Origin of the sequence: Dyadobacter arcticus (genome assembly GCF_011762185.1) — a bacterium.
Classification (GTDB): domain Bacteria; phylum Bacteroidota; class Bacteroidia; order Cytophagales; family Spirosomataceae; genus Dyadobacter; species Dyadobacter arcticus.
On record NZ_JAASQJ010000002.1, the window covers coordinates 935,230 to 956,419 of the forward strand.

Annotated in this window: 18 protein-coding genes and 1 riboswitch; of the genes, 12 read left to right on the top strand and 6 right to left on the bottom strand. The window is 42.7% G+C overall.

Annotation, left to right across the window (positions count from 1 at the left end; all coding sequences use genetic code 11):
- Positions 1–25 precede the first annotated feature (25 nt).
- Together FHS68_RS11770 and FHS68_RS11775 are read right to left on the bottom strand one after the other, a co-directional pair.
- The gene (locus FHS68_RS11770; RefSeq protein ID WP_167270192.1) at positions 26–1,426 is read right to left on the bottom strand and encodes a T9SS type A sorting domain-containing protein; all 1,401 of its coding nucleotides are present in this window, start codon (positions 1,424–1,426) and stop codon (positions 26–28) included.
- Between the two features lie 102 nt (positions 1,427–1,528).
- Positions 1,529–2,572 carry a hypothetical protein gene (locus FHS68_RS11775; protein ID WP_167270193.1) on the bottom strand — a complete coding sequence of 348 codons (1,044 nt, stop codon included), beginning with the start codon at positions 2,570–2,572 and terminating at the stop codon, positions 1,529–1,531.
- Positions 2,573–2,646: 74 nt separating this feature from the next.
- Here FHS68_RS11775 and mobA point away from each other — a divergent pair, with 74 nt between their 5' ends.
- The 6 genes from mobA to FHS68_RS11805 are packed head-to-tail and all read left to right on the top strand — an operon-like array spanning position 2,647 to position 9,046.
- The gene (gene mobA / locus FHS68_RS11780; protein ID WP_167270195.1) at positions 2,647–3,249 is read left to right on the top strand and encodes a molybdenum cofactor guanylyltransferase; all 603 of its coding nucleotides are present in this window, start codon (positions 2,647–2,649) and stop codon (positions 3,247–3,249) included.
- 2 nt (positions 3,250–3,251) lie between these two features.
- Positions 3,252–4,085 carry a formate dehydrogenase accessory sulfurtransferase FdhD gene (gene fdhD / locus FHS68_RS11785; RefSeq protein ID WP_167270197.1) on the top strand — a complete coding sequence of 278 codons (834 nt, stop codon included), beginning with the start codon at positions 3,252–3,254 and terminating at the stop codon, positions 4,083–4,085.
- Entirely contained in the window at positions 4,082–4,450 is a 369-nt protein-coding gene (locus FHS68_RS11790; protein ID WP_167270199.1) for a DUF7009 family protein, read from the top strand. Before fdhD ends, FHS68_RS11790 begins: the two co-directional genes overlap by 4 nt.
- A 2-nt stretch (positions 4,451–4,452) precedes the next feature.
- Complete coding sequence (locus tag FHS68_RS11795) at positions 4,453–6,753, top strand: FdhF/YdeP family oxidoreductase (RefSeq protein WP_167270201.1); 2,301 nt, start codon at positions 4,453–4,455, stop codon at positions 6,751–6,753.
- A gap of 44 nt (positions 6,754–6,797) precedes the next feature.
- Positions 6,798–8,270 (top strand): hypothetical protein, encoded by a 1,473-nt coding sequence (locus FHS68_RS11800; protein WP_167270203.1) that lies wholly within the window; start codon positions 6,798–6,800, stop codon positions 8,268–8,270.
- A gap of 5 nt (positions 8,271–8,275) precedes the next feature.
- Positions 8,276–9,046: a glycerophosphodiester phosphodiesterase gene (locus tag FHS68_RS11805; protein WP_167270205.1), complete on the top strand. Its 771-nt coding sequence runs from the start codon at positions 8,276–8,278 to the stop codon at positions 9,044–9,046.
- Between the two features lie 12 nt (positions 9,047–9,058).
- Here the strand turns inward: FHS68_RS11805 and FHS68_RS11810 are convergent, their stop codons facing one another.
- Positions 9,059–10,108: a homoserine O-acetyltransferase family protein gene (locus FHS68_RS11810; RefSeq protein WP_167270207.1), complete on the bottom strand. Its 1,050-nt coding sequence runs from the start codon at positions 10,106–10,108 to the stop codon at positions 9,059–9,061.
- An 82-nt stretch (positions 10,109–10,190) separates the two neighbouring features.
- Positions 10,191–10,298: riboswitch (SAM riboswitch) on the bottom strand.
- A gap of 163 nt (positions 10,299–10,461) precedes the next feature.
- Here FHS68_RS11810 and treA point away from each other — a divergent pair.
- Together treA and FHS68_RS11820 are read left to right on the top strand one after the other, a co-directional pair.
- Complete coding sequence (gene treA, locus FHS68_RS11815) at positions 10,462–12,012, top strand: alpha,alpha-trehalase TreA (protein WP_167270209.1); 1,551 nt, start codon at positions 10,462–10,464, stop codon at positions 12,010–12,012.
- Between the two features lie 126 nt (positions 12,013–12,138).
- Positions 12,139–12,927 carry a PhzF family protein gene (locus FHS68_RS11820; RefSeq protein ID WP_167270211.1) on the top strand — a complete coding sequence of 263 codons (789 nt, stop codon included), beginning with the start codon at positions 12,139–12,141 and terminating at the stop codon, positions 12,925–12,927.
- 2 nt (positions 12,928–12,929) lie between these two features.
- Here FHS68_RS11820 and FHS68_RS11825 read toward each other — a convergent pair whose 3' ends face one another.
- The gene (locus FHS68_RS11825; RefSeq protein WP_167270213.1) at positions 12,930–13,808 is read right to left on the bottom strand and encodes a DMT family transporter; all 879 of its coding nucleotides are present in this window, start codon (positions 13,806–13,808) and stop codon (positions 12,930–12,932) included.
- Positions 13,809–13,881: 73 nt separating this feature from the next.
- Between FHS68_RS11825 and FHS68_RS11830 the strand changes: the two genes are divergently transcribed.
- Positions 13,882–15,267 (top strand): OmpA family protein, encoded by a 1,386-nt coding sequence (locus FHS68_RS11830; RefSeq protein ID WP_167270215.1) that lies wholly within the window; start codon positions 13,882–13,884, stop codon positions 15,265–15,267.
- 565 nt (positions 15,268–15,832) lie between these two features.
- Here FHS68_RS11830 and pth read toward each other — a convergent pair.
- On the bottom strand, positions 15,833–16,393 hold the full coding sequence (pth, locus tag FHS68_RS11835) for an aminoacyl-tRNA hydrolase (RefSeq protein WP_167270217.1): 561 nt from the start codon (positions 16,391–16,393) through the stop codon (positions 15,833–15,835).
- A gap of 63 nt (positions 16,394–16,456) precedes the next feature.
- Here pth and pyrR point away from each other — a divergent pair, with 63 nt between their 5' ends.
- Entirely contained in the window at positions 16,457–16,999 is a 543-nt protein-coding gene (gene pyrR, locus FHS68_RS11840) for a bifunctional pyr operon transcriptional regulator/uracil phosphoribosyltransferase PyrR (protein ID WP_167270219.1), read from the top strand.
- Between the two features lie 12 nt (positions 17,000–17,011).
- Here the strand turns inward: pyrR and FHS68_RS11845 are convergent, their stop codons facing one another.
- Positions 17,012–18,565, bottom strand: coding sequence for a hypothetical protein (locus tag FHS68_RS11845; RefSeq protein WP_229211860.1), 1,554 nt, complete (start codon positions 18,563–18,565; stop codon positions 17,012–17,014).
- Between the two features lie 161 nt (positions 18,566–18,726).
- Here FHS68_RS11845 and argS point away from each other — a divergent pair, with 161 nt between their 5' ends.
- Positions 18,727–20,505, top strand: coding sequence for an arginine--tRNA ligase (gene argS, locus FHS68_RS11850; RefSeq protein WP_167270221.1), 1,779 nt, complete (start codon positions 18,727–18,729; stop codon positions 20,503–20,505).
- A gap of 103 nt (positions 20,506–20,608) precedes the next feature.
- Positions 20,609–21,166 (top strand): glutathione peroxidase, encoded by a 558-nt coding sequence (locus tag FHS68_RS11855; protein ID WP_229211861.1) that lies wholly within the window; start codon positions 20,609–20,611, stop codon positions 21,164–21,166.
- Positions 21,167–21,190 lie beyond the last annotated feature (24 nt).

The window sequence follows — 21,190 nt, forward strand, 5'->3', positions numbered from 1 at the left end:
ATTTTTATAAGTCACTCAATAAAAATTAATTGGCAATCATTACCTTAAAAACGTCTTTGCCAACGGTCAGCAGGTACAGCCCGTTTGGAAGATAACCTGTGTCAATGGGTTTGGCTGGCAGACTGGATGCCTCTTTAATTACATAACCATTTAAACTTTTAAGGCTGTATCCCTGGCTTTTATTGGAGCTTTCAATTACCAATTCCCCGCGCGCCGGATTGGGATATATGTTAACTTGTTGAACAGCATTTGCAGGGTCCTCTTTCCCGACGGCGATGATCTTGGAGTATGAAAATGACTTATCAAAATCTGATTGCTTCAAACGATAGTAGGTTAGGTTCCTCGGCATTGATTCCGTGAAGGAATAGTTCTTCGTTGTATTTACAGTGCCATTTCCTTCTATGAAGGCTATCTCTGCAAATTTTTTAGCGTTGAGACTGCTTTCCACGGAAAAACCAGCATTATTAAGTTCTGACGAAGTTTGCCATTCCAAAAGGTTGCCTTCAGGTATATTCTTACCGGAGAAACTAATCAGTGTTACCGGCAATATTTGCTCACACTCGCTGGTGGCCAAAATTTCTTCCCTTGAACCGCAACCCGTCGCATTTCCCAAAACTGAAACCGAAGCAATGCTATTGGAAACATATTTACAAATACTCTTCACTCCACAGACACTAAGCATTGGAGAATTTTCAATTCTTAGGTAAAAAAAGGTAGGATCAATGTTATCCAAACCGCTTAAATTGGTCAGAATCGCATTATTAGAAACGTTTACATAGTCAAGCACTTTGGTCAACTTAAGGAGCGCAGTAACACTCGTGAGTTTCGGATTTTGAATAAGATTGAAAAACCCGCCTATATATGTAAGGTTATTCAGGCCAGTCAGGTCAACCAGATTGTCATTTAACCCACTGGAAAAAGCGCCGTTAATGGTTGTTAGATTATCTAACCCAGACAAACTTGTCAATGCAGGATTGCCCCCAACCGACAAAAATCCTTTAACCAATGTGATACCTGATAAACTCGAAATACTGTTAAGAGTTTGATTATAAACAACTCTCAAATTAGAATTCGTGGAGGTAAGCCCTTCCAAACCAATCAGGTTTTCCAGCAGCGGGTTATTTTCAATATTAATCTCCCCGCCAATTTCTGTTACTGATGAAATTCCGGAAATGTCAGTAAGCAAAGGACAATTATTAATGTGAAGGAAGTCGCCTATGTAAATCAAACCAGACAATCCATCTAGATTTGTGATGTCATCGCCAGCGATATCGACCGTATTACTAATTCTGGTACAGCCCGGATATTGAGCTGCAAACCCATCGATTTTTGCCTGTGTATCAAATTGCTGCACAGTACAATTCTGAGCTTGCGAATTGTAAATCAACGTATTCAGAAAAAATAAAAGTAGAACGAATCTGATCATACAAGAATAGTTTTAATTAATATTCAATTAATGCAATGTAAGATAATATTTAGCTTGCAGGTTTTGGTTCCTATAAAGTCATTCTATAAACTGTCAACCACCCTACGCAATCACCTGCCGGATAATACTCTTAATATTCAACTCAATAATCTCCGTCATCGTCTCGCAATGGTGGTAATGTGGATCCCCGAAATGTTTGAAAAGACCTTCACGCAGCTGATGAATGTTATCAACAGTGGATATTTTGTCTTTGATTGAAACGTCACGCAACTCTTTCAAACGATAACGTTCACTTCGGGCCTGGTACATGATGGACGATTGCTCTTCCTGCTGGTATTGCAGAACTGTTTTATCTGTAAGAAATTCCATTGCCAATTCAACATATGGTCGGTTTTCCTTGAAGAACTGTGGCATATATACTTTCAAATTTCCCTCGTAAAACTGCTGATCGAAATCAATGGCCCTTAACCTGAACTGAAAATCGTCAAAATCCGGGGTGATTTGCATGACGAAGTTGTAAGAACGCATATCGCCTAAAAGGGTAATCATGCAGCGTTCATTAAACTTTACAAATTCTTTTGCAATGCGGATTGGGTTATAATCGGTGTGGCGAAGACGTGTTTTTGCAAACTCGTCACCAGGTATTCCTGCTATATGTTCTTCGATCAGCGAGTCGCCGTCTACCAAATAATTAACCTGATTGGGAGAAAAGATCTCTTCCAATTCTAACCCATAGATTCGAGAAGCATCGGCCTTTTTGACGTAGAAATAATCATAAATGTCATTCAGTCGATTTACGATTTTAATTCTGAATGGATTTGAATTTCCAAATTTACAATAGTCGATGCGGTCAATGTACTTGTGCTCCACGATACGGAGATTCCCCGATGCTTTGAGCATTGCATATACTTTTTTGAGCCCGTTATGCAATCTTTCCATTTCATGAGCGGGATACAAAGGGCTTTCCCAAAGTGTATCTTTTCCATTTTTATCGGTGACCGGAAACGATTCGTAAAAATTGAGCAAGTCCTGATAACCAACCGAAAGTCGAGCGTCGCGCTGATAGGCCCGCAAATACTTCCTCAGCTCCGGACTAACCGGATAAATCGGTTTCTTTTTTAAAATTGTAACATCCCCCTGTTCCATAAAAGGAAGTTACGCATATTTGACTGATAGTTTAAAATCAGACGGAACCGACTCAGCGTTACCAAGGCCTTCATATGATTGATGCTCAATTTAAACCTTACGGAGTCGTAGTTTGCGGTGGCAAGAGCTCGCGCATGGGAATGGACAAGAGCAGGCTGGTTTATTACGATGCGCCTCAGCATGATTACGTGCACGACCAGCTTATGACAATTTGTAAACAAGTGGTCATTTCTTGCAATAGAGAGCAATTTGCGACAATGCTAACGCCAAATGAAAAAGTGATAGATGCACCCGAATTTGAAGATAGGGGCCCAATCTCCGCTCTTTTGACTGCCTTTCAAATATTTTCGGATCAGGATCTACTAATCGTGGGTTGCGACTATCCTTTTCTGAGTCAGACAGAATTAGAACTTTTTTTGAATTCTGTTCAAAGGGAATCACTTGCCGCAGCCTTTTATAATCAAGAAAACACATATGAACCGGTGCTAGCCTGGTATTCAAAACATACGGCACGCCTGTTGCTCGATTTTTTTACAAAAGGAGAATGCTCACTTCAACATTTCTTAAACCAGATTGGGGCGGATAAATACATTCCAACGTCGGAAATCAGTATGATGAGCGTAGATACACCTGAGGAATTTCAAAAAGCATTGGATATGCACAAAGAAACGAAGTAAAAATGGAGGCCAAAGGAATAACGCATCAACAGATAAAAAGAATCGGGAGGCATCATGCCGTCGATCTGCAAGATCAGCTTGCGGTAGAAGAGCCGCTGGAAATCCGTATTGCATATCGCTCGGAAGGGAGAATGACGCAGAAAGCCATTTCGGTTACAATGCGCACACCTGGTAATGATGCGGAACTCGCAGTAGGATTTCTGTTTTCAGAAGGCATAATAAAGTTGCACACGGAAATTAAAGAGGTCGCTATTCCTACATTTGAAGAAAACATTGTCCTGGTAACGCTCGCCGATTCCTTCGAGCCAGCGCTGAAATCACTTGAACGGAATTTTTACACCACTTCCAGCTGCGGCGTCTGCGGCAAAGCCAGCATTGACGCAATCAAAACGGTATCTGATTTCAAAGTACCTTCCCAATCGATACAAATTAACAGGGAAGTCATTTTCCAACTTGACCAGCAAATTGAAGCACAGCAGCATATTTTCGAAAGTACCGGCGGACTGCATGCTTCTTTCTTGTTCGACCAACACGGCGACTTTCTGATGCTCCGTGAAGATGTAGGCCGGCATAATGCGTTGGATAAATTAATTGGAGCAACATTTCTGGCAGACAAACTTCCGCTATTCCAGCACATATTACTGCTCAGCGGACGTGCCAGCTTTGAACTGATCCAAAAGGCAGCCATGGCTGGCATTCAAATAGTAGCTGCTATTGGTGCGCCTTCAAGTCTGGCGGTGCAGCTAGCCGAGGAAAGTGACATTACGTTGATCGGCTTTCTGAGAAATGAGCGGTTCAATATTTATACAGGTTTTCATCGAATACTGGACATATGAAAATTCGGATCCAAGCAAACTCCGTCCGGTTCAGGTTATCAAAACCTGAAGTTGAGCAATTGTGTAAAGAAGGTATTGTGGAGGAGCAAACACTTTTCCTGCAGTCTCAACTTACTTATTCAGTTCAAAAGAATTTTCAGATCAATACGTTATCTGCTTCATTTGAAAATAATAAAATAACATTAGCCGTTCCAGCCCATTTTTTATCGGAATGGGCTGAAAATGAAGTTGTAGGATTGGATGCACAAATGGTAGTGAGTGGTCAAATCTCATTGCATTTGCTGATTGAAAAAGATTTTAAATGTCTGGACAATGTCACTGAGGACCAGTCGCATAATTACGAAAACCCTAATAAAATTTGCTAGATATGGCCGACAAACCTCACATCGTAGCAGGCGCAGAAAATCCTGAAAAACTGACCGGATTGAAGAAAGGCAAGATCATGAAAGTTGCTGCCGGTGTTCCTGCGGTGATTTCAAGTTTTGAGAAAACGATTGAAGAAGCCGGCGTGAATCGGGGCATGAAGGCATTGTTTCATTTAAACAAAAAAGGCGGATTTGACTGTCCGAGCTGCGCCTGGCCAGATCCTGATGATGAGCGGTCGGGCATTGCAGAATATTGTGAAAACGGTGCGAGGGCCGTAGCAGAGGAGGCTACACTTAAAAAGTTAACTGCTAAATTTTTCTCTCAAAATTCGGTTTACGATCTCGGCAAATTATCAGATTATGAGATCGGCGGAAAAGGTCGCATTGCACAGCCCATGTTTTTGCCCGCGAAAGGCACACATTACCAGCCCATTACCTGGCAGGCAGCATTTACCAAAATTGCTCTAAACCTCAATGCACTAGTTTCCCCGGACGAAGCGGTTTTTTATACCTCCGGTCGTACCAGCAATGAAGCAGCATTTCTATACCAGCTTTTTGTACGTGAATTCGGCACGAACAATCTGCCGGATTGCAGCAACATGTGCCATGAAAGCAGCGGCGTAGCATTGGGTGAGTCGCTGGGAATCGGGAAAGGTTCGGTCACGTTGGAAGACTTTTATAAAGCTGAGGTGATTATCATTTTGGGTCAGAATCCGGGTACTAATCACCCTCGAATGTTAACTGCCCTGCAAAAAGCCAAAGCAAACGGGGCGACAATTATTTCGATCAATCCATTGCCCGAAACGGGTTTAATGGGTTTTAACAATCCGCAACGTGTAGCCGGTGTATTGGGCCTCAATTCCTCACTTACCGATATCTTTCTTCAGGTCAAAATAAATGGCGATATGGCCCTTTTGAAAGCCATTCAGCTTTTGTTACTAAAAGAAGAAATGGCAAATCCCGGAATGGTTTTCGATCAGGACTTTATCGGCAAAAAAACGGAAGGATATGCTGCATTCATTGAACATATCCAGTCTTTTAACGAAGAGCAACTGGCCAATATAAGCGGGATGCCATTAACCAAAATCCAGGAAACCGTGAGGGTCCTTGCTACCAAAAAACGGATCATTGCCTGCTGGGCAATGGGACTGACACAGCACAAAAATGCGGTAGATACCATTAAGGAAGTTGTAAATCTGCTTTTGCTGAAAGGGAGCATCGGAAAACCCGGCGCGGGTACCTGTCCGGTTCGAGGGCATAGCAATGTGCAAGGCGACCGTACCATGGGAATTTTTGAAAAACCCTCAGAAAAACTTCTCAACGCCCTTGAAAAAAATTTCCACTTCACTCCTCCCAAGAAACATGGCTATGATGTGGTACAATCCATTAATGCCATGCATGACGGAAAAGCGAAAGTATTTTTTGCGATGGGTGGGAATTTCCTATCTGCTACGCCCGACACCCATTTCACAGCGGAAGCATTAACCAAATGTAAGCTGACGGTACATGTTTCTACGAAACTAAACCGCAGTCACCTGGTTCACGGTGAGGAAGCCATCATTCTTCCCTGTTTGGGAAGAAGTGATGTGGATGGCAATGACGAAGAAAGTCAGTTTGTTTCCTGCGAAAATTCAATGGGTGTAATACAGCTATCCCGGGGGGTTTTACCTCCAATCTCAGATCAATTGCTAAGCGAACCTGAAATCGTTTGCCGCCTTGCGAAAGCAACTCTGGGTAGGCGAAGCCAGATTAATTGGGACAAATATGCAGATTATGATGTGATCAGGGCAGACATTGAACGTACAATTCCTGGTTTTGAAAATTACAATGAGCGTGTGAGATTGCCCGGAGGATTTTATCTTCCCAACTGCAATCGCGAGGGAGATTTTGATACTTCTTCCAAAAAAGCACAGTTTAATATTGCACCAATGTATAATCCTCAAATAGCGGAAGATGAATTGATTATGATGACGATCCGCAGCCACGATCAATTTAATACAACCATTTACGGTCTGAATGATCGGTATCGCGGCATTTATAATGAGCGGAGGATCATTTTGATGAATGAAAAAGATGTGGAAAAAAGAAGCTTGAAAAACGGTGATCTGGTGGATTTATTCAATCATTTTGACGGTAAAGAGCGCATTGCGCGTAAATTTGTCGTGGTGGTTTACCCAATTCCGGAAGGTTGTACCGCTACCTATTTCCCTGAAACCAATGTGCTGGTGCCAATTGGCAGTGTCGCTGAAAAAAGCAATACGCCAACCTCCAAGCACGTGATTATCAAAGTAATTGCCCAATAATACCAAATACCTGCTCAACCGAATCGATTACCAAAGCTTGATGAATGAATATTGCTACGTTAAGGAATTTTAGCCTCGGTTATCTGCTGGCCCCTAATATCTTGTTTGCCCTGGGCTGGTTTAGATGGCAATACAGCGTTCCGGTTACCTTTATTTTCGCTTACCTTTTTTTTACGCAACTGAGGAATGGTCAAACAAACGAACGTTACCAGATGTCCCGGGGTAATATGCTTTGGCTTCTTCTGGCTGCCTGTTTCTGGACTTTTTGCACGGGTGTTGGAGGATTGAGTTTTCAGATTGCAGACCATCAGGCGCACAATGCGAAATTTTACGATCTTTTCAAAAATCCCTGGCCGACTTATTTTCCAGAAAAAAGACAGTATGCCTGTTATTATTTTGGCTATTTTATCGTGCCGGCGGCAATTTCCAAAGTGCTTGGTCACCTTTCGGTCACAGCGCTTCTCGCCTGGACGGTTCTGGGTTATTGGCTTGCATTGCAATGGCTCTATCTTCTGCTGAGAAACCGAAAACTCCTGATAGTACTCTTTTTGTTTCTCGGAGGAGTTGGGCATCTTGTGAAAGTCGCCTTTTACCTGTTTATGACCAGTGAGCCATTCCATGTCGCTACGTTTTACAGTGAGATATGGTCCATCTTCGACCAGTCGATTTGGGTTACCAGTCAGATTATCCCCATCCTGCTCCTGTCTTCCATACTAATTTACGACGCCTTCATCACAGACCGCGTCGAAGACATGTTTTTACCAATTACCCTGTGCTTTTTATGGGCAATCTTTCCTTCCATCATCTTTGTGCTTCTTTTTGGGATTATTTTCTTAAAAAAATATGCAGGAGAGTGGCAGCAGCTTTTCACTTTCAAACTATTGACCCCATTAGTGCTTGCAGGAATTGCATTTCTGCCCATCTTCATTTTTTTGAGATCGTCCGATGGCATGCCTGTCAATGGTTTCATCTGGCAATTCGAACCGCTGGCCGAAATCATGGCTGAATACTTCGTGGGCGTAGTGTTGGACCTAATACTGATTTTTCTGATTATTAGAGAATTGCGCGGCGTTGACGACCTGGTTCCATACTGGTTTGCAATGGCAACATTGGCATTATTCGTAATCATGTCGACTTACAGGATCGGCTACTGGAATGATTGGTTCGTGCGGGGTTATAACCCGCTGCTGTACATGATGCTACTCCTCATTGTCCGGTCACTATATGTACTTTATCAAACAAAACAGTGGAAAAGAACTGTGTATTTTAACTTTCTTATTACTTTGATGGGGCTTAGTCTTTTGATTCCAGCTGGACATATTGTGCGTTCGCTGCGGAATAATCTGGTAGTTTCAGCATTGTTTCCAGATAAATTCCCGTTTACTCCGATGCCCTATGATACGTATCCAAATACTTATCAAACCCTTCTTCACATCACTTCCGGCCCGGGGGAAGCAAACCAATACCTTGGAAGGAAAGGCTCGGTGTATGATATTTACCTTTCACGCAAACCTTAAAGCTCATGAAAAAGCATTCGTTCATTATAACCATTGCATTGCTTACCCTGCTCGTTTCACCGGTCATGGCCCAGAACAAAAATAAAGTAATCGCCCACCGCGGTGCCTGGAAAAATACCGGCGCTACCGAAAATTCTATTGGTGCTTTGGAGCATGCCATCAAACTGGGTTGCTATGGAAGTGAATTTGACGTTCATATGTCTGCTGACTCCGTTTTATATGTGCTTCACGATCACTCGATTAAAGGAACACACATTGAAAAAACCACTTCTCAGGAGCTTTCGCAGATCAAATTGGAAAATGGAGAAACATTGCCAACACTAGAGGCTTACCTTAAGGCTGGGTCAAAACAGAAAAAGACCCGCCTGATTCTTGAAATTAAAACTTCATCGGTCAGTAAAGAAAGATCGCTGGCACTGGCGACAAAGTGTGTCGAACTGGTGAAAAAACTTAAGGTGACGGATATCACGGATTACATCGCTTTTGATTTCGATGTTTGCCTGAAAGTCAAAGCATTAGATCCGAAAGCACATGTTGAATATTTGAATGGTGATAAAACGCCGGACGAAATTGCGGCCGCTGGCCTGGATGGGATCGACTATAATCAGGGTGTTTTCAAAAAAAATGAAGCATATATTTCGGCGATGCGGGAGAAAAAATTGACAAGTAATGTCTGGACTGTAAACAACGAATCAGCATTGAAATGGTTCCTCGAAAAAGACATTGATTTCATCACCACTAATGAGCCGGAATTGCTTTTAAGTCTTACCAAATAGCATTCACGACAACTACATCCTAGCCATTTGAAGTTGCCCGTTCGTTTCCTGCCAGGCGCGGATCACCTGGGTAAGTTGCTTGTATTCGATCAGAAAACCGTCGTGACCATAGAGAGAGTCAATCTCCTGAAAAACAGCATCTGGAATGTGCCGGGCAAGAAATTGTTGTTCGGATAAGGGAAAAAGAAGATCCGATTTGATGCCTAGAACAAGTGTCTTTGCCTTAACCAGGCCCAACGCATGCACAATACCTCCCCTGTTTCGGCCAACATTATGCGAATCCATGATTTTGGATAAAACCCAATAGGAATACGCATTGAACCGCTTTACAAACTTATCTCCCTGATATTGCTGATAGGAAGAAGCACGAAAATCGTCGATCTGGTCGGGGTTATCCCTGGCCTGGGTAAAATTGTAAGTATCATAATTGCGATACGAAAGCAGAGCAATGGAGCGGGCCGCCCTCATGCCCATACTTCCTGCTTCCAAATGTTCATCTTTGAAAGTTGGATCGGCTTCAATGGCCATTCTTTGCGATTCATTGAAAGCAATTCCCCACGGAGAATGTAACGCATTGGAAGCGATCAGAATCAATTCTTCAAATAAATCAGGAACTTCAACTGCCCATTCGAGCGCCTGCTGACCGCCTAAGGATCCGCCAATGCAAATCTTGATTTTACGAATGCCCAGTTCCTGCCTTAACAATTCCATTGCACCTACGACGTCCCGAACGGTTATCACGGGAAAATCACGATAGTAAGGTTTCTGTGTTTTTGGATTGACAGATAACGGACCGGTGGAACCATACGCAGAGCCCAATACATTTACGCATACAATAAAATGCTTCGCAGGATCAAAGTATTTTTCATCCCCCACCAGTCCGTCCCACCAATCGGCAGCATTCGAGCTTCCCGTCAGCGCGTGGCAAATCCATACAATGTTATTTTCAGCCGCATTGATCTTTCCATATGTAGTATATGATAGCTCAAAGCCAGGAAGTTCACCTCCCATCTCCAGGGAATAAGCGTAGGGATATTTGAATATTTTTTGTTCCGCTTGCATGATGCCTCAGCACAGGTTTATAGGTGCGAGATTAAAGCCATTCGGCTTACGGAAATTTCTAACTGTAAGTACACGCGAATTGAATTTATATCTCCTAATAACTTAGGTGGGAATTAGCACCTTTCTCCAAATTGGTAGCAGGTTGCCAGAGGTTCTTTGAGCCCATTCTCTCGCCTCTTCTTTATAAATCAATCGCCGGTTTGTGAAGCAATTGACTTGATGGTGCAATATTAAGTGTGGATGCCTGAAAATGCAAACAATTGCATGAATTCTATTTTGCCGTGGCATTTCCTGGCTCTATCTTTGTGATTTGGTTGTGATACCAATGTTCGCGACCCTTTAATCAGCCCGAATTGTACGGATTTGTAACCCCCTCTTATACTTACGGCCAAGCGAATGCTTCTCCCGAAGAATTGTACGGAACTTTGTTCAAGGACGTTCAAAACAGCCATATTTTCCCTGATTCCAAGACTTTTGTGGATTCCATTCCATTGGAAGATCCCCTGCTCATTATCGAAAGATATCACCGCGAAAAAGATGGGCCAGATTTTGAAATTGCAGCATTTGTTGATAAATATTTCAAGCTGGCAGGACATATTGTTTCCGAATTTCAGACAGATACAAGCATTTCGACTTCGGAGCACATCAAAAGACTTTGGTCGGTGCTCACGCGCCAGCCTGAAAACCAGGAAAGAGGCGGCTCACTGATCCCGTTACCATTTCCCTATGTTGTACCCGGCGGAAGGTTCCGCGAGATCTATTATTGGGATAGTTACTTTACAATGCTGGGTTTGCGAGAATCAGGCCGCGTGGAATTGATCGAGAGTATGATCAATAATTTTGCATACTTGATTGATAACTTTGGCTTTATACCAACTGCAAACCGCACGTATTATTTAAGCCGCTCGCAACCTCCATTCTTTTCACTGATGGTTCGCTTGTTCAGCGAAATGGAGGGTAAAAAAATACTGAAACGTTATTTGCCGCAAATGCAGCGGGAGTACGATTATTGGATGGACGCCGGTCCAAATCCCGCCGAACCTTTTCAGCCACACCGAAGGTTGGTGCATTTGCCCGACGGAGCTGTATTAAACCGCTATTGGGATGATAAAGCAACCCCACGACCCGAATCTTACCGGGAAGATTTGGAACACGCGGAAGTGGCATTGCACAAATTTAAAGCTCCTGCTGATGCAGTATTCCGACATATTCGCGCTGCGGCCGAGTCGGGCTGGGATTTCAGCAGCCGCTGGTTTGAAGATGAAACCGACTTTACCTCCATCCATACCACTGATATTCTGCCTGTGGATTTGAATTGCCTGATGTATCATCTGGAACAAACGCTCTCAGAAGCCTATCGCCTGAACGACGCGCTGCCAATAAGTAAGATCTATGAAGAAAAAGCACAGCAACGTGCCGCAAGCATCCAAAAATACTTTTGGGACGAGGGGAAAAATTACTATATGGATTATGACTTTAAAAAGCAGAATTTCACCAAATCAGTAACCCTGGCGGGGACGTTTCCTTTGTTCTTCAAGCTGGCATCCAAGTCCAATTCCCACTATGTAAGGGGTTATATTCGTCTCAATTTTCTAAAATCAGGTGGTTTGCTCACAACCACAGTCCGATCAGGCCAGCAATGGGACGCGCCAAATGGTTGGGCACCTTTGCAATGGATTGCATACAAGGGTTTGAGAAACTACAATTTTCACCGTACGGCAAATGAGCTTTCTGCGGAGTGGCTGGGATTGATAGATAAGGAGTTTAAACATTCGGGAAAAATGCTTGAGAAATATAATGTATCGGACACCAACCTCGTCGCGGGCGGAGGGGAATACGAAATTCAGGAAGGATTCGGATGGACCAACGGGATCTATCTTAGAATGAAAAACAGGAAAAGTTAAGTCTCCAAAATACTGAGATGTTTTTATCTCATTCCAACAAATAATATTAAAAATATCCAGATGCATCGTCCGTGAATCGGAAATATTTTTAATACCTTGTAAATACTAAACCGACTAAATCTTTACATGAAACTAGCTATATATCAGATTGACGCTTTTACAGATAAACTTTTTGGTGGTAACCCTGCCGCGATTGTTCCCTTAGAAGAATGGTTACCCGAGGAAACAATGATCAACATTGCGGCCGAAAACAATTTAGCAGAAACTGCATTTTATGTCCCCTCAGGATCCGGTTTTCACATCCGCTGGTTCACACCCACAGTAGAAGTTGACCTATGCGGACATGCAACATTAGCAGCAGCTTATGTCATCTTCAACATTCAGAAATACGAAGGACAAACCATCCTTTTTGAATCAAAAAGCGGAGAATTGAGGGTTGATTGCAAAGAGGATTGGCTTACATTGAATTTCCCGGTTGATCAATATCACATTGCTGTTCCACCTCCTGCCTTAATGGAATGCCTCAATACCACAACGCTTCTGGAAGTCTACAAAGGAAAAACCGACTATATGGTCGTTGTAGAATCAGAAGAGACATTGCAAAACCTGGAACTTGATATCATTGTGCTCTCTACCATTCCTGCCCGCGGAATTATCGTTACAGCAGCAGGAGATGAGGTGGATTTTGTTTCGCGATTCTTCGCTCCTCAGTCCGGCATTGACGAAGATCCGGTGACCGGCTCCGCCCATACAACACTCATTCCCTATTGGGCCGAAAAACTGTCCAAAGAAACATTAACTGCCCGCCAGCTTTCGAAGCGAGGCGGATTTCTTAAATGCGAGCTGAGTGGAGACAGGGTTTTCATCGGAGGGCAGGCCCGGCTTTTTCTTAAAGGTGAAATTCTGATTGACTGATTTCAGCCCAATCCTTTGATTTTATTTTTTTGCCCAGCGTACAAGCCTGCGATTACCAGGCAGGTACCTGCGATGGTGTAAATGGTTACCGGTTCGGACATGAGCCACCAGGCAAAGAAAAAACCAAAAGGAGGGCATAGAAAAAGCCACAACGACGCCTTTACGGTATCGATCCTCAGCAGGTAGAACCAGCATATCAGCCCTACAATAGAAACCGCAAGACTTAGCCAAAGAACAGATCCCCAGAAGATACCATCAAAAACGGTATTTGAAAAATCACTTAATGCGAAAGTTGCAGGAAGCAAGAATAACGCGCCCAGAAACACCTGCCAGCCATTAATCAGTAAATTAGGAAGCTCCCATTGCACCGAGGCATAATAAACACTGGCTGCTGAGACAGCGACCATGCTGATCAGTAATAGTGAAATGCCGCCTAAGGTTGTATAACTATCTGCCAGCAGTGGATAAGTTGCAATACCGACGCCCGCCATTCCCAACGCAATACCAATCCATTCCTCCGCTCTTGGCCGACGGCCCAGCCACCAGGAAGATAACAACACGATAATGAGCGGATTTGTGGAAACAGCAAGGCTTCCTATCCCGGCCGCGGTATATTTCATGGCACACACGTAGAGCCCGAGATACATCGTTGTATTCAAAAATCCGAACAAGGCGAGTTTTTTCAATTCTTTTTGCGTCGGTAAACGATAGCTATCATCTTTGCCAAACAAATACGAAAATGAGAGCAACAAGATACCTGCGATAAAAAAACGAACGTTTGCAAGTATAAGAGGAGCGGCAGATTGAACGCCAAATTTCGTTGCTACCGAAGCCGACGACCACAAAATAGAGAAGAGGATACCAATACCAATGTTTTTCACCAGCAAAAAGAATTACCCCGCAAAAATACAGCTTGCTTTTCGGCTTCTCCGGCCACATTCCATATTTTTGGCAATGATTGATAAAAATGTGCAGTGGCTCCTAATAATTCTTCTGATTTCACGAGCTGAATGCTCATTTTCGCAGAGCCAGTGGACTTACGATTTTAACAATGGTCTTAATCCCATTGAAATTGGCGGGCCCGCATTAAAGCCACTTGGTCAACCCGGCCAGTATATTAAAGAAAAAATTCCTGGCTCCGACTATCTCAACAGGACGATCTACCAGTTCGAAAAAAACAGCGGCTTACAATTTAATAATGCGGAAGCAAAAGGATTTTTAAATAAATCTTTTACCATAGAGATCTATTTCAAATTGACTGAGCTCGATAGCTGGAAACGCGTCCTCGACTTCAAAAATAGAAAAAGTGACTACGGAAGCTACATTTATGATGGCAAGCTCAATTTTTATGATTACGCCATCGGTGAAAAGGCGCCTGTCAGAGCCAATCAATATGTGCATTATGTTTATTCGCGTGATTTTGAAACCAAGAATATCAAAATGTACATTAACGGGCAATCTAAGCTAGAATTTAAAGATCCGGGAACTGAGGGCATGCTGGATAATGATCAGGTTCTCAACTTTTTCCAGGATGATCTCATTGCCAATCATGAGTCCAGCGCAGGTTCCATAGTCCTGGTTCGTTTATACGATCGCGTGATGACACCAGTTTTTATCAGAAGAAGCTACCAGACAATCAGCAAGGTTGCCAAAGAAACTGTTGCACAGGAAGAGGAGGAACCAGTAAAGGAAACGCTGCCTGATGAAAAGCCCGCAAGAAATAAAAACCTAACATTAGTAACCGGAAGGGTCTATGACGGTGGCAGCCTCAAACCTGTCCACGAGGCGGAAGTCCTGGTGCGCAAATCTGCAAATGATTCATTGGTAGCCCAAACAAAGACCGTGGAAGGCGTTTTCAATTTCGAATTGGCACCTTATGAGTCTTATCGAATTTCGGCCCAGGTGGAAGGCTTTCAGTCAAAAAGCGTGAATATTCGTACAACCAACCGTTTTGAAGAAGTAAAGTCCTTAATCAGCCTCTCTCCTGAAACTTACGCCTTACCACTCTCAACATTGTATTTTCAGCAGGGAAATGAAACATTGGAAGATGGTTCATTTCAACGTCTGGACTCTACAATCGCCTATTTTCAAAAGCGCCCAGACTTAAAAATCGTGCTGAAAGGACATACCGACAATACCGGAAGTTTTGAGAAAAACCTGGAACTATCCAACAAAAGGGTGTCTACTATTAAAACTTACCTGACGGGAAAGGGAATTGCAGAAACGAGGATTGAGGGTACTGGTTTTGGCTCGGCACAACCGAACAAAATGAACCAAACGGAAATACAGAAAAAATCCAATCGGAGAGTTGAGATTTGGGCGGAGCCTATAAAAAGATAAAGCCATCTCATGGAGATGGCTTTATGCTGACTATTCCTAAACCCTTAACCTTTTCTTTTCTTGGATATTTTTATGACATGAATGTCAGATGTCTCTTTTTCTATAAAGCAGGAATATTACAAATCATACTCCAACTTCTTATTTATTAAACTTTGGGAATTTTTATCTATATACGAAAGATTTCCACTTTCAGATTCTGCCTTAATTTTTGCTCCTATCACGATTCCGGTCTCACCAGCCAACTTCACTTACTTGCCTGAAACATAGTCCAAAGAGAGTTTTCTAATTTTCATCAAACCTATAACTCGGTCAGTTTCCCTTCCCTGATTTATTCAATTTTTGTATTGAACAACTGTAATACAAATATCACTATTAATTTTGAAATTACAAATAAACAAGAATGAGGTGAACGAAATTTTATTTGGAATAAAAAGCATTTATAAGTCGTTATTTAACTACAATATGCTACTTAAAGCGCCTATTACTGAATAAAATTCTAATTTCTACCACTAAATCCAAATATCATCGCATCTTGAAATATTTATATTTTCTTTAAATTGTTCAATCATTGGTTATAATTATTCATTGTCGACTGTATTCCCAAAGTACAAAAAGATAAAACCATATCTCCCGCCCGATCTAAAAAGATCGGAAGCTCTATCATTTCCTCTTTCGAAAAAGCTTTCAAAACAAAATCTATCTGCCTTCCGCGCGGAAAATCATTGCCTATTCCAAAACGCAATCTTGGGTAATCGGAAGTCGCCAAAAGCTCTTCAATATTTTTCAATCCATTGTGTCCGCCGTGACTTCCTTTTGGTTTAATTCTCGTAGTTCCATACGGCAATTGCAGTTCGTCGACAACGACGAGGCAGTTTTCGGCAGTCACTTTGAACTGGTCCATATAATAGCGCAGCGCTTTGCCACTGAGATTCATAAATGTCGTTGGCTTAATGAAGTAAATCTGACGGCCTTTGTATTTCCATTCCGCAACAAAGGCTAACTTTTCGAAACTGAATGTAAATCCATGTTCCGCAGCCAGGCGATCCAGGACCATGAAACCAACATTATGCCTGGTAAAGGCGTATTCCGGACCAATATTTCCGAGTCCGGCAACAAGATATTTCATTTGGTAAAAGTTTTTGATTTCATTTTTGAGCACTTAAATTAGGCTAAAATTCAGGGAAATTACATGGTAGCCCAAAAACGTTTAATACTGAGCAGTCCCCTTCTGGAAATCATGATCAGCCGGTTATGCCAGCAATTGATTGAGAATCACCAGGATTTCTCCAATACACTGGTGATGGGACTTCAGCCTAGAGGTATCTTTTTTGCTGAGCGCATTGTCGCCGAACTCCGGGAGCGTACCGGCAACAATATTTTATTGGGCTACTTGGATGCTACCTTTTACCGCGACGATTTCAGAAGGCGGGAATCGCCATTGGTACCCAACAAAACGAATGTTCCGTTTCTGATCGAAGGTAAAAAGGTAATTCTGATTGATGATGTTCTTGCCAGTGGCAGGATGGTGCGGGCGGCGCTTGATGCCATGACCGCTTTTGGCCGTCCCAAGGTTGTCGAACTCATGGTATTGATAGATCGCCGCTACAACCGCGAATTACCAATTGACCCTGATTATTCGGGAATGAAGGTGAGTACCGTGGAAAGCCAGCGGGTCCAGGTGGAATGGCGGGAACAAGGGTTTGAAACAGACCACATCTGGCTTGTTGATTAAGGCGTAAGGGCCTTATCTCGGCCTGGATGCCTCCTCCTTCTCAGCATCTTTGCCTATGTCCTCGGTTTTGTAAGTGAGCTTATTAACGTAAAATACTTCCCTGCCCTGCCCTACAGCCGAGGTTCCAAGCCGCTGCATCCCATATGCCAGAAAGTACTGCCCATACCATGGTGAAAGATAACCATCTTCATTATTAAGGACCTTGTCCCTTTCCGATTTTGGATTAATCTTAAATTTCTCGCTTTCAACAACTACTTTGCTCCTGCTGATCACCTCGGTGTGAATGTCGCCTTCCTGAGGATAAGCCAGCACAAAATAATCATCCACGGGAGTAACCTGCACCATTTCCTGAAGATCAAAACTGGTCAGGTCTTTAATGGTAATGCAATTGTCCCAAATGAACTTCCCATTCCTGTCAAACCCACAAACGATTGCGTGAGTGTATCGGTATCCTTCCAATGACCGGGCAACATACGGACGTGAAAGGCCGCCTGCGATCACCGGATTGGTCGATCGCTGATTGGGGTAGTAAACTTCCGCCACCAGCACGATTTCATCGGGCGTTTGGATCAGCTCATGTACAAGCAGCCGATATCTGAACTTGTTTTCCTTCCCCAGACTCTTGCGTTTTCCGATCTTCTCCAGCATCCGTTGCCTGCGTTTCGGCTTCATATAATTGAAGAAATTCTGCAATTCCGAAAATTCTATGAATTGAGGCTCAGCGGGCGTGTCACTTTCAATGTGCGTCACATACAAGCCCTGAGAATACTGCGTGCAACCCACAGAGTAATTACCAATCAAGTAGGAATCGTCTGGATTGAGCGGAACAATCTGCCCCGAAATGAAACTGTACCTTGGATCGCTTAATGTTGTTTTCTTTAAAAACTTTCCATCATAATTATAAGTTTTTATTTCAAAAACACAATTTTTTTTCCTGAAAGCATAAGTGATCACATTAATGTATCCATCGATCTCATTAATATCCACATTATTAAGCTCTGTATTTTTTTCAAATAATCCAGGCAAGACCCGGGTAGTGTGATCGAAAAAAGAATGGACAATGACCACGGGCCTAGACCTGTAATAACCTGAAACCAGCGCCTTACTCCCAATAACCTTGAATTGTTGTACATCAACACCAGGGAGCAGGTTACCCTTGAAGGTATCGATGGAACCATCTTGAAAATTGAGCTGAATAAATAAAAAGCGGTCAGTATCCGGTTCGGCGAACAGCCAATATCCAATGGACTCACCTTTATATGCCATGACTGGGATATACCTGAAATCCAGCTTGTAAGCCGTTTTCCAAACAACTCTTAACGTGGTGTCATACTTCACAAATTGCCATTGCTCATTCCTGTTACTCGAATATTCATTGCCGCGGATTACAGACAAAATACCTTGTTCGCCCAGGCTGAAAACTTCAAATTGTTCGCTGGCAGAGGTACTGGTAGGAATTTCCAGACGATCGGATTGTTGCAGTTGAGCCCACGCACCCAATACCGGCCCGAGGACAAATAATGCGGTTATAAAAATCCGAAAACAATTTAGGAAACGGTAATGCATAACTTCTTACTTCAGCGTATAACTGTCTTCAATAATTACCCTAATTTTGCATCAAAAAGGACAACATTACTATTAATATTAGAAATAATTTCACTTAAATAAAAACTTCGGGAAGCGATTACCAGATTTTAAAGTACCGCCTCCTGCTTACCCTATATTTCATGACGATTGAAGACATTTTGAGAGAGGATATAAGAAAGGCGATTTCCACCCATTTTGATATTATTGCTGATGATATCCTGTTACAACCTACCAAAAAAGAATTTGAAGGATTTTACACATTCGTTACTTTTCCTCTAACCAAAACCACCCGAAAAGCTCCGGCGGAAATTGGCCAGATTATCGGAGAACATCTGGTAGAAAACGCTTCAATCGTTGCAGGCTTCAATGTTGTACAAGGTTTTTTGAACATAAGCCTGAAAGACAGCACCTGGTTGAATTTATTTACCGATATCTCAGCAGATGAAGCATTTGGAACATTTCCTTCCAATAGCCTGTCTGTCATGATCGAATTCTCTTCACCCAACACCAATAAACCACTTCATCTTGGCCATTTAAGGAATAATTTCCTGGGTGATTCTTTGTCCAGAATCCTGAAAGCCAGTGGATATGATGTTGTTAAGACCTGTCTGGTCAATGATCGCGGGATTCATATTTGTAAGTCAATGCTTGCTTACAAAAAATTCGGGCATGGGGAAACACCCGAAACCAGCGGTTTAAAAGGGGACCATTTGGCGGGAAAATATTATGTCAAGTTTGATATAGAATATAAAAAACAAATTGCAGAACTGGTCGCACAGGGAATCCCGGAGGAAGAAGCCGCAAAAAAAGCTCCCTGGATCCTGGAAGCGCAAAAGTTACTATTGCTTTGGGAACAAGGCGACGCAGAAACAGTGGCATTATGGCGAACGATGAACAATTGGGTTTATGCAGGTTTCGCCCAGACCTACAATAAAATTGGTGTCAGCTTTGATAAAACCTATTATGAATCCGACACTTACCTCCTTGGAAAAGATATTATTGAGGAAGCAATTAAAACAGGCGTATTTTATAAAAAACCAGACAATTCAGTCTGGATTGACCTTTCAAGTGAAGGGTTGGATGAAAAACTGGTGTTACGCGGCGATGGCACATCCGTTTATATAACCCAGGACTTAGGGACGACAGAATTGAAAAACAGCGATTTTCATAACAATCGTTATTTGTGGGTGGTCGGCAATGAGCAGGATTATCATTTCAAAGTCCTTTTTGCCATTTTAAAACGTTTAGGCCAGACTTATTCAGAGGGCTGCTATCACATTAGTTACGGCATGGTGGATTTGCCATCCGGCAAAATGAAGTCTCGCGAAGGAACGGTTGTCGATGCTGACGATCTGGTAAGCCAGATGATCCAAACCGCCGCTGACCGTACGCAGGAACTGGGTAAGATAGATGATTTCGATGGTGAAGAGGCTAAGCTGTTGTATAACCAGCTTGCCATGGGCGCATTAAAATACTATCTCCTGAAAGTGGACCCTAAAAAAAGAATGTTGTTTAACCCGGAAGAATCCATTGATTTTCAGGGACATACCGGGCCATTTATTCAGTATACCTACGCCCGGATCCGGTCGATTATCCGCAAGGCTGAGCAGGCGGGTATCCAACCGACAATCCCCGGCGATAGTTACCATTTGCATCAGGCTGAACGAGAGCTGATATTCGTTCTTTCTCAATACCCGGTCAAGGTTGCGGCGAGTGCAAATGAATTCGCTCCTTCACTCATTTCGCAATACGTTTTCGAGCTTGCGAAGGTTTACAATCAGTTCTATGCGGAGGTTTCCATCTTTTCGGATCCCGATCCTGAAGCCGTACGGTTACGCGTCGGATTATCGGCCGCCGTTTCGGAAACAATTCGCAAAGCTTTGGGGTTAATGGGCATAGGGGTTCCGGAAAGAATGTAGAAGACACCAAAACCACAGGCTTATTTTAAAATCGTTTACTATAAATTCTTACTAACCAATAACCAAAAAGACTATTATGAGCTTCATTAAAACACTTCTAATTATGATTACCTCAATGGTCAGCGGCCTGTTTGCTGACAAGAATGAAAGTGCTTCCCGCCCCGACAATGCAGCGGTAGCCACACAATCCTTATACGATTTTAAAGTAAAATCTTTGGTAGGTGGAAAGACAGTGGATTTGAGCCAGTACAAAGGCAAAAAAGTAGTGATCCTGAATGTTGCTTCTAAATGCGGTTACACAAAGCAATATGCTGATTGGGAAAAATTCAACAAAGAACATGGTGATAAAGTGGTTGTCCTGGGTTTCCCGGCTAACAACTTTGGTGGCCAGGAACCAGGTACCAGTGAAGAAATTGCCACTTTCTGTTCTGCCACTTATGGCGTGACTTTCCCAATGTTCGAGAAAGTTTCAGTTCTGGGAGAAGATCAGGCTCCCATTTACAAATGGCTGAGCAGCAAAGATTTGAATGGCTGGAATGATAAAGTGCCAACCTGGAATTTTTGCAAGTATGTCGTAAATGAAAAAGGTGAACTTACCAATTTCTTTGCTTCAAAAGTATTGCCTACCGATGCTGAGTTTTTGAAATCCGTAGGGATCTGATTAAAAAAATTAAAACTGCCAGGA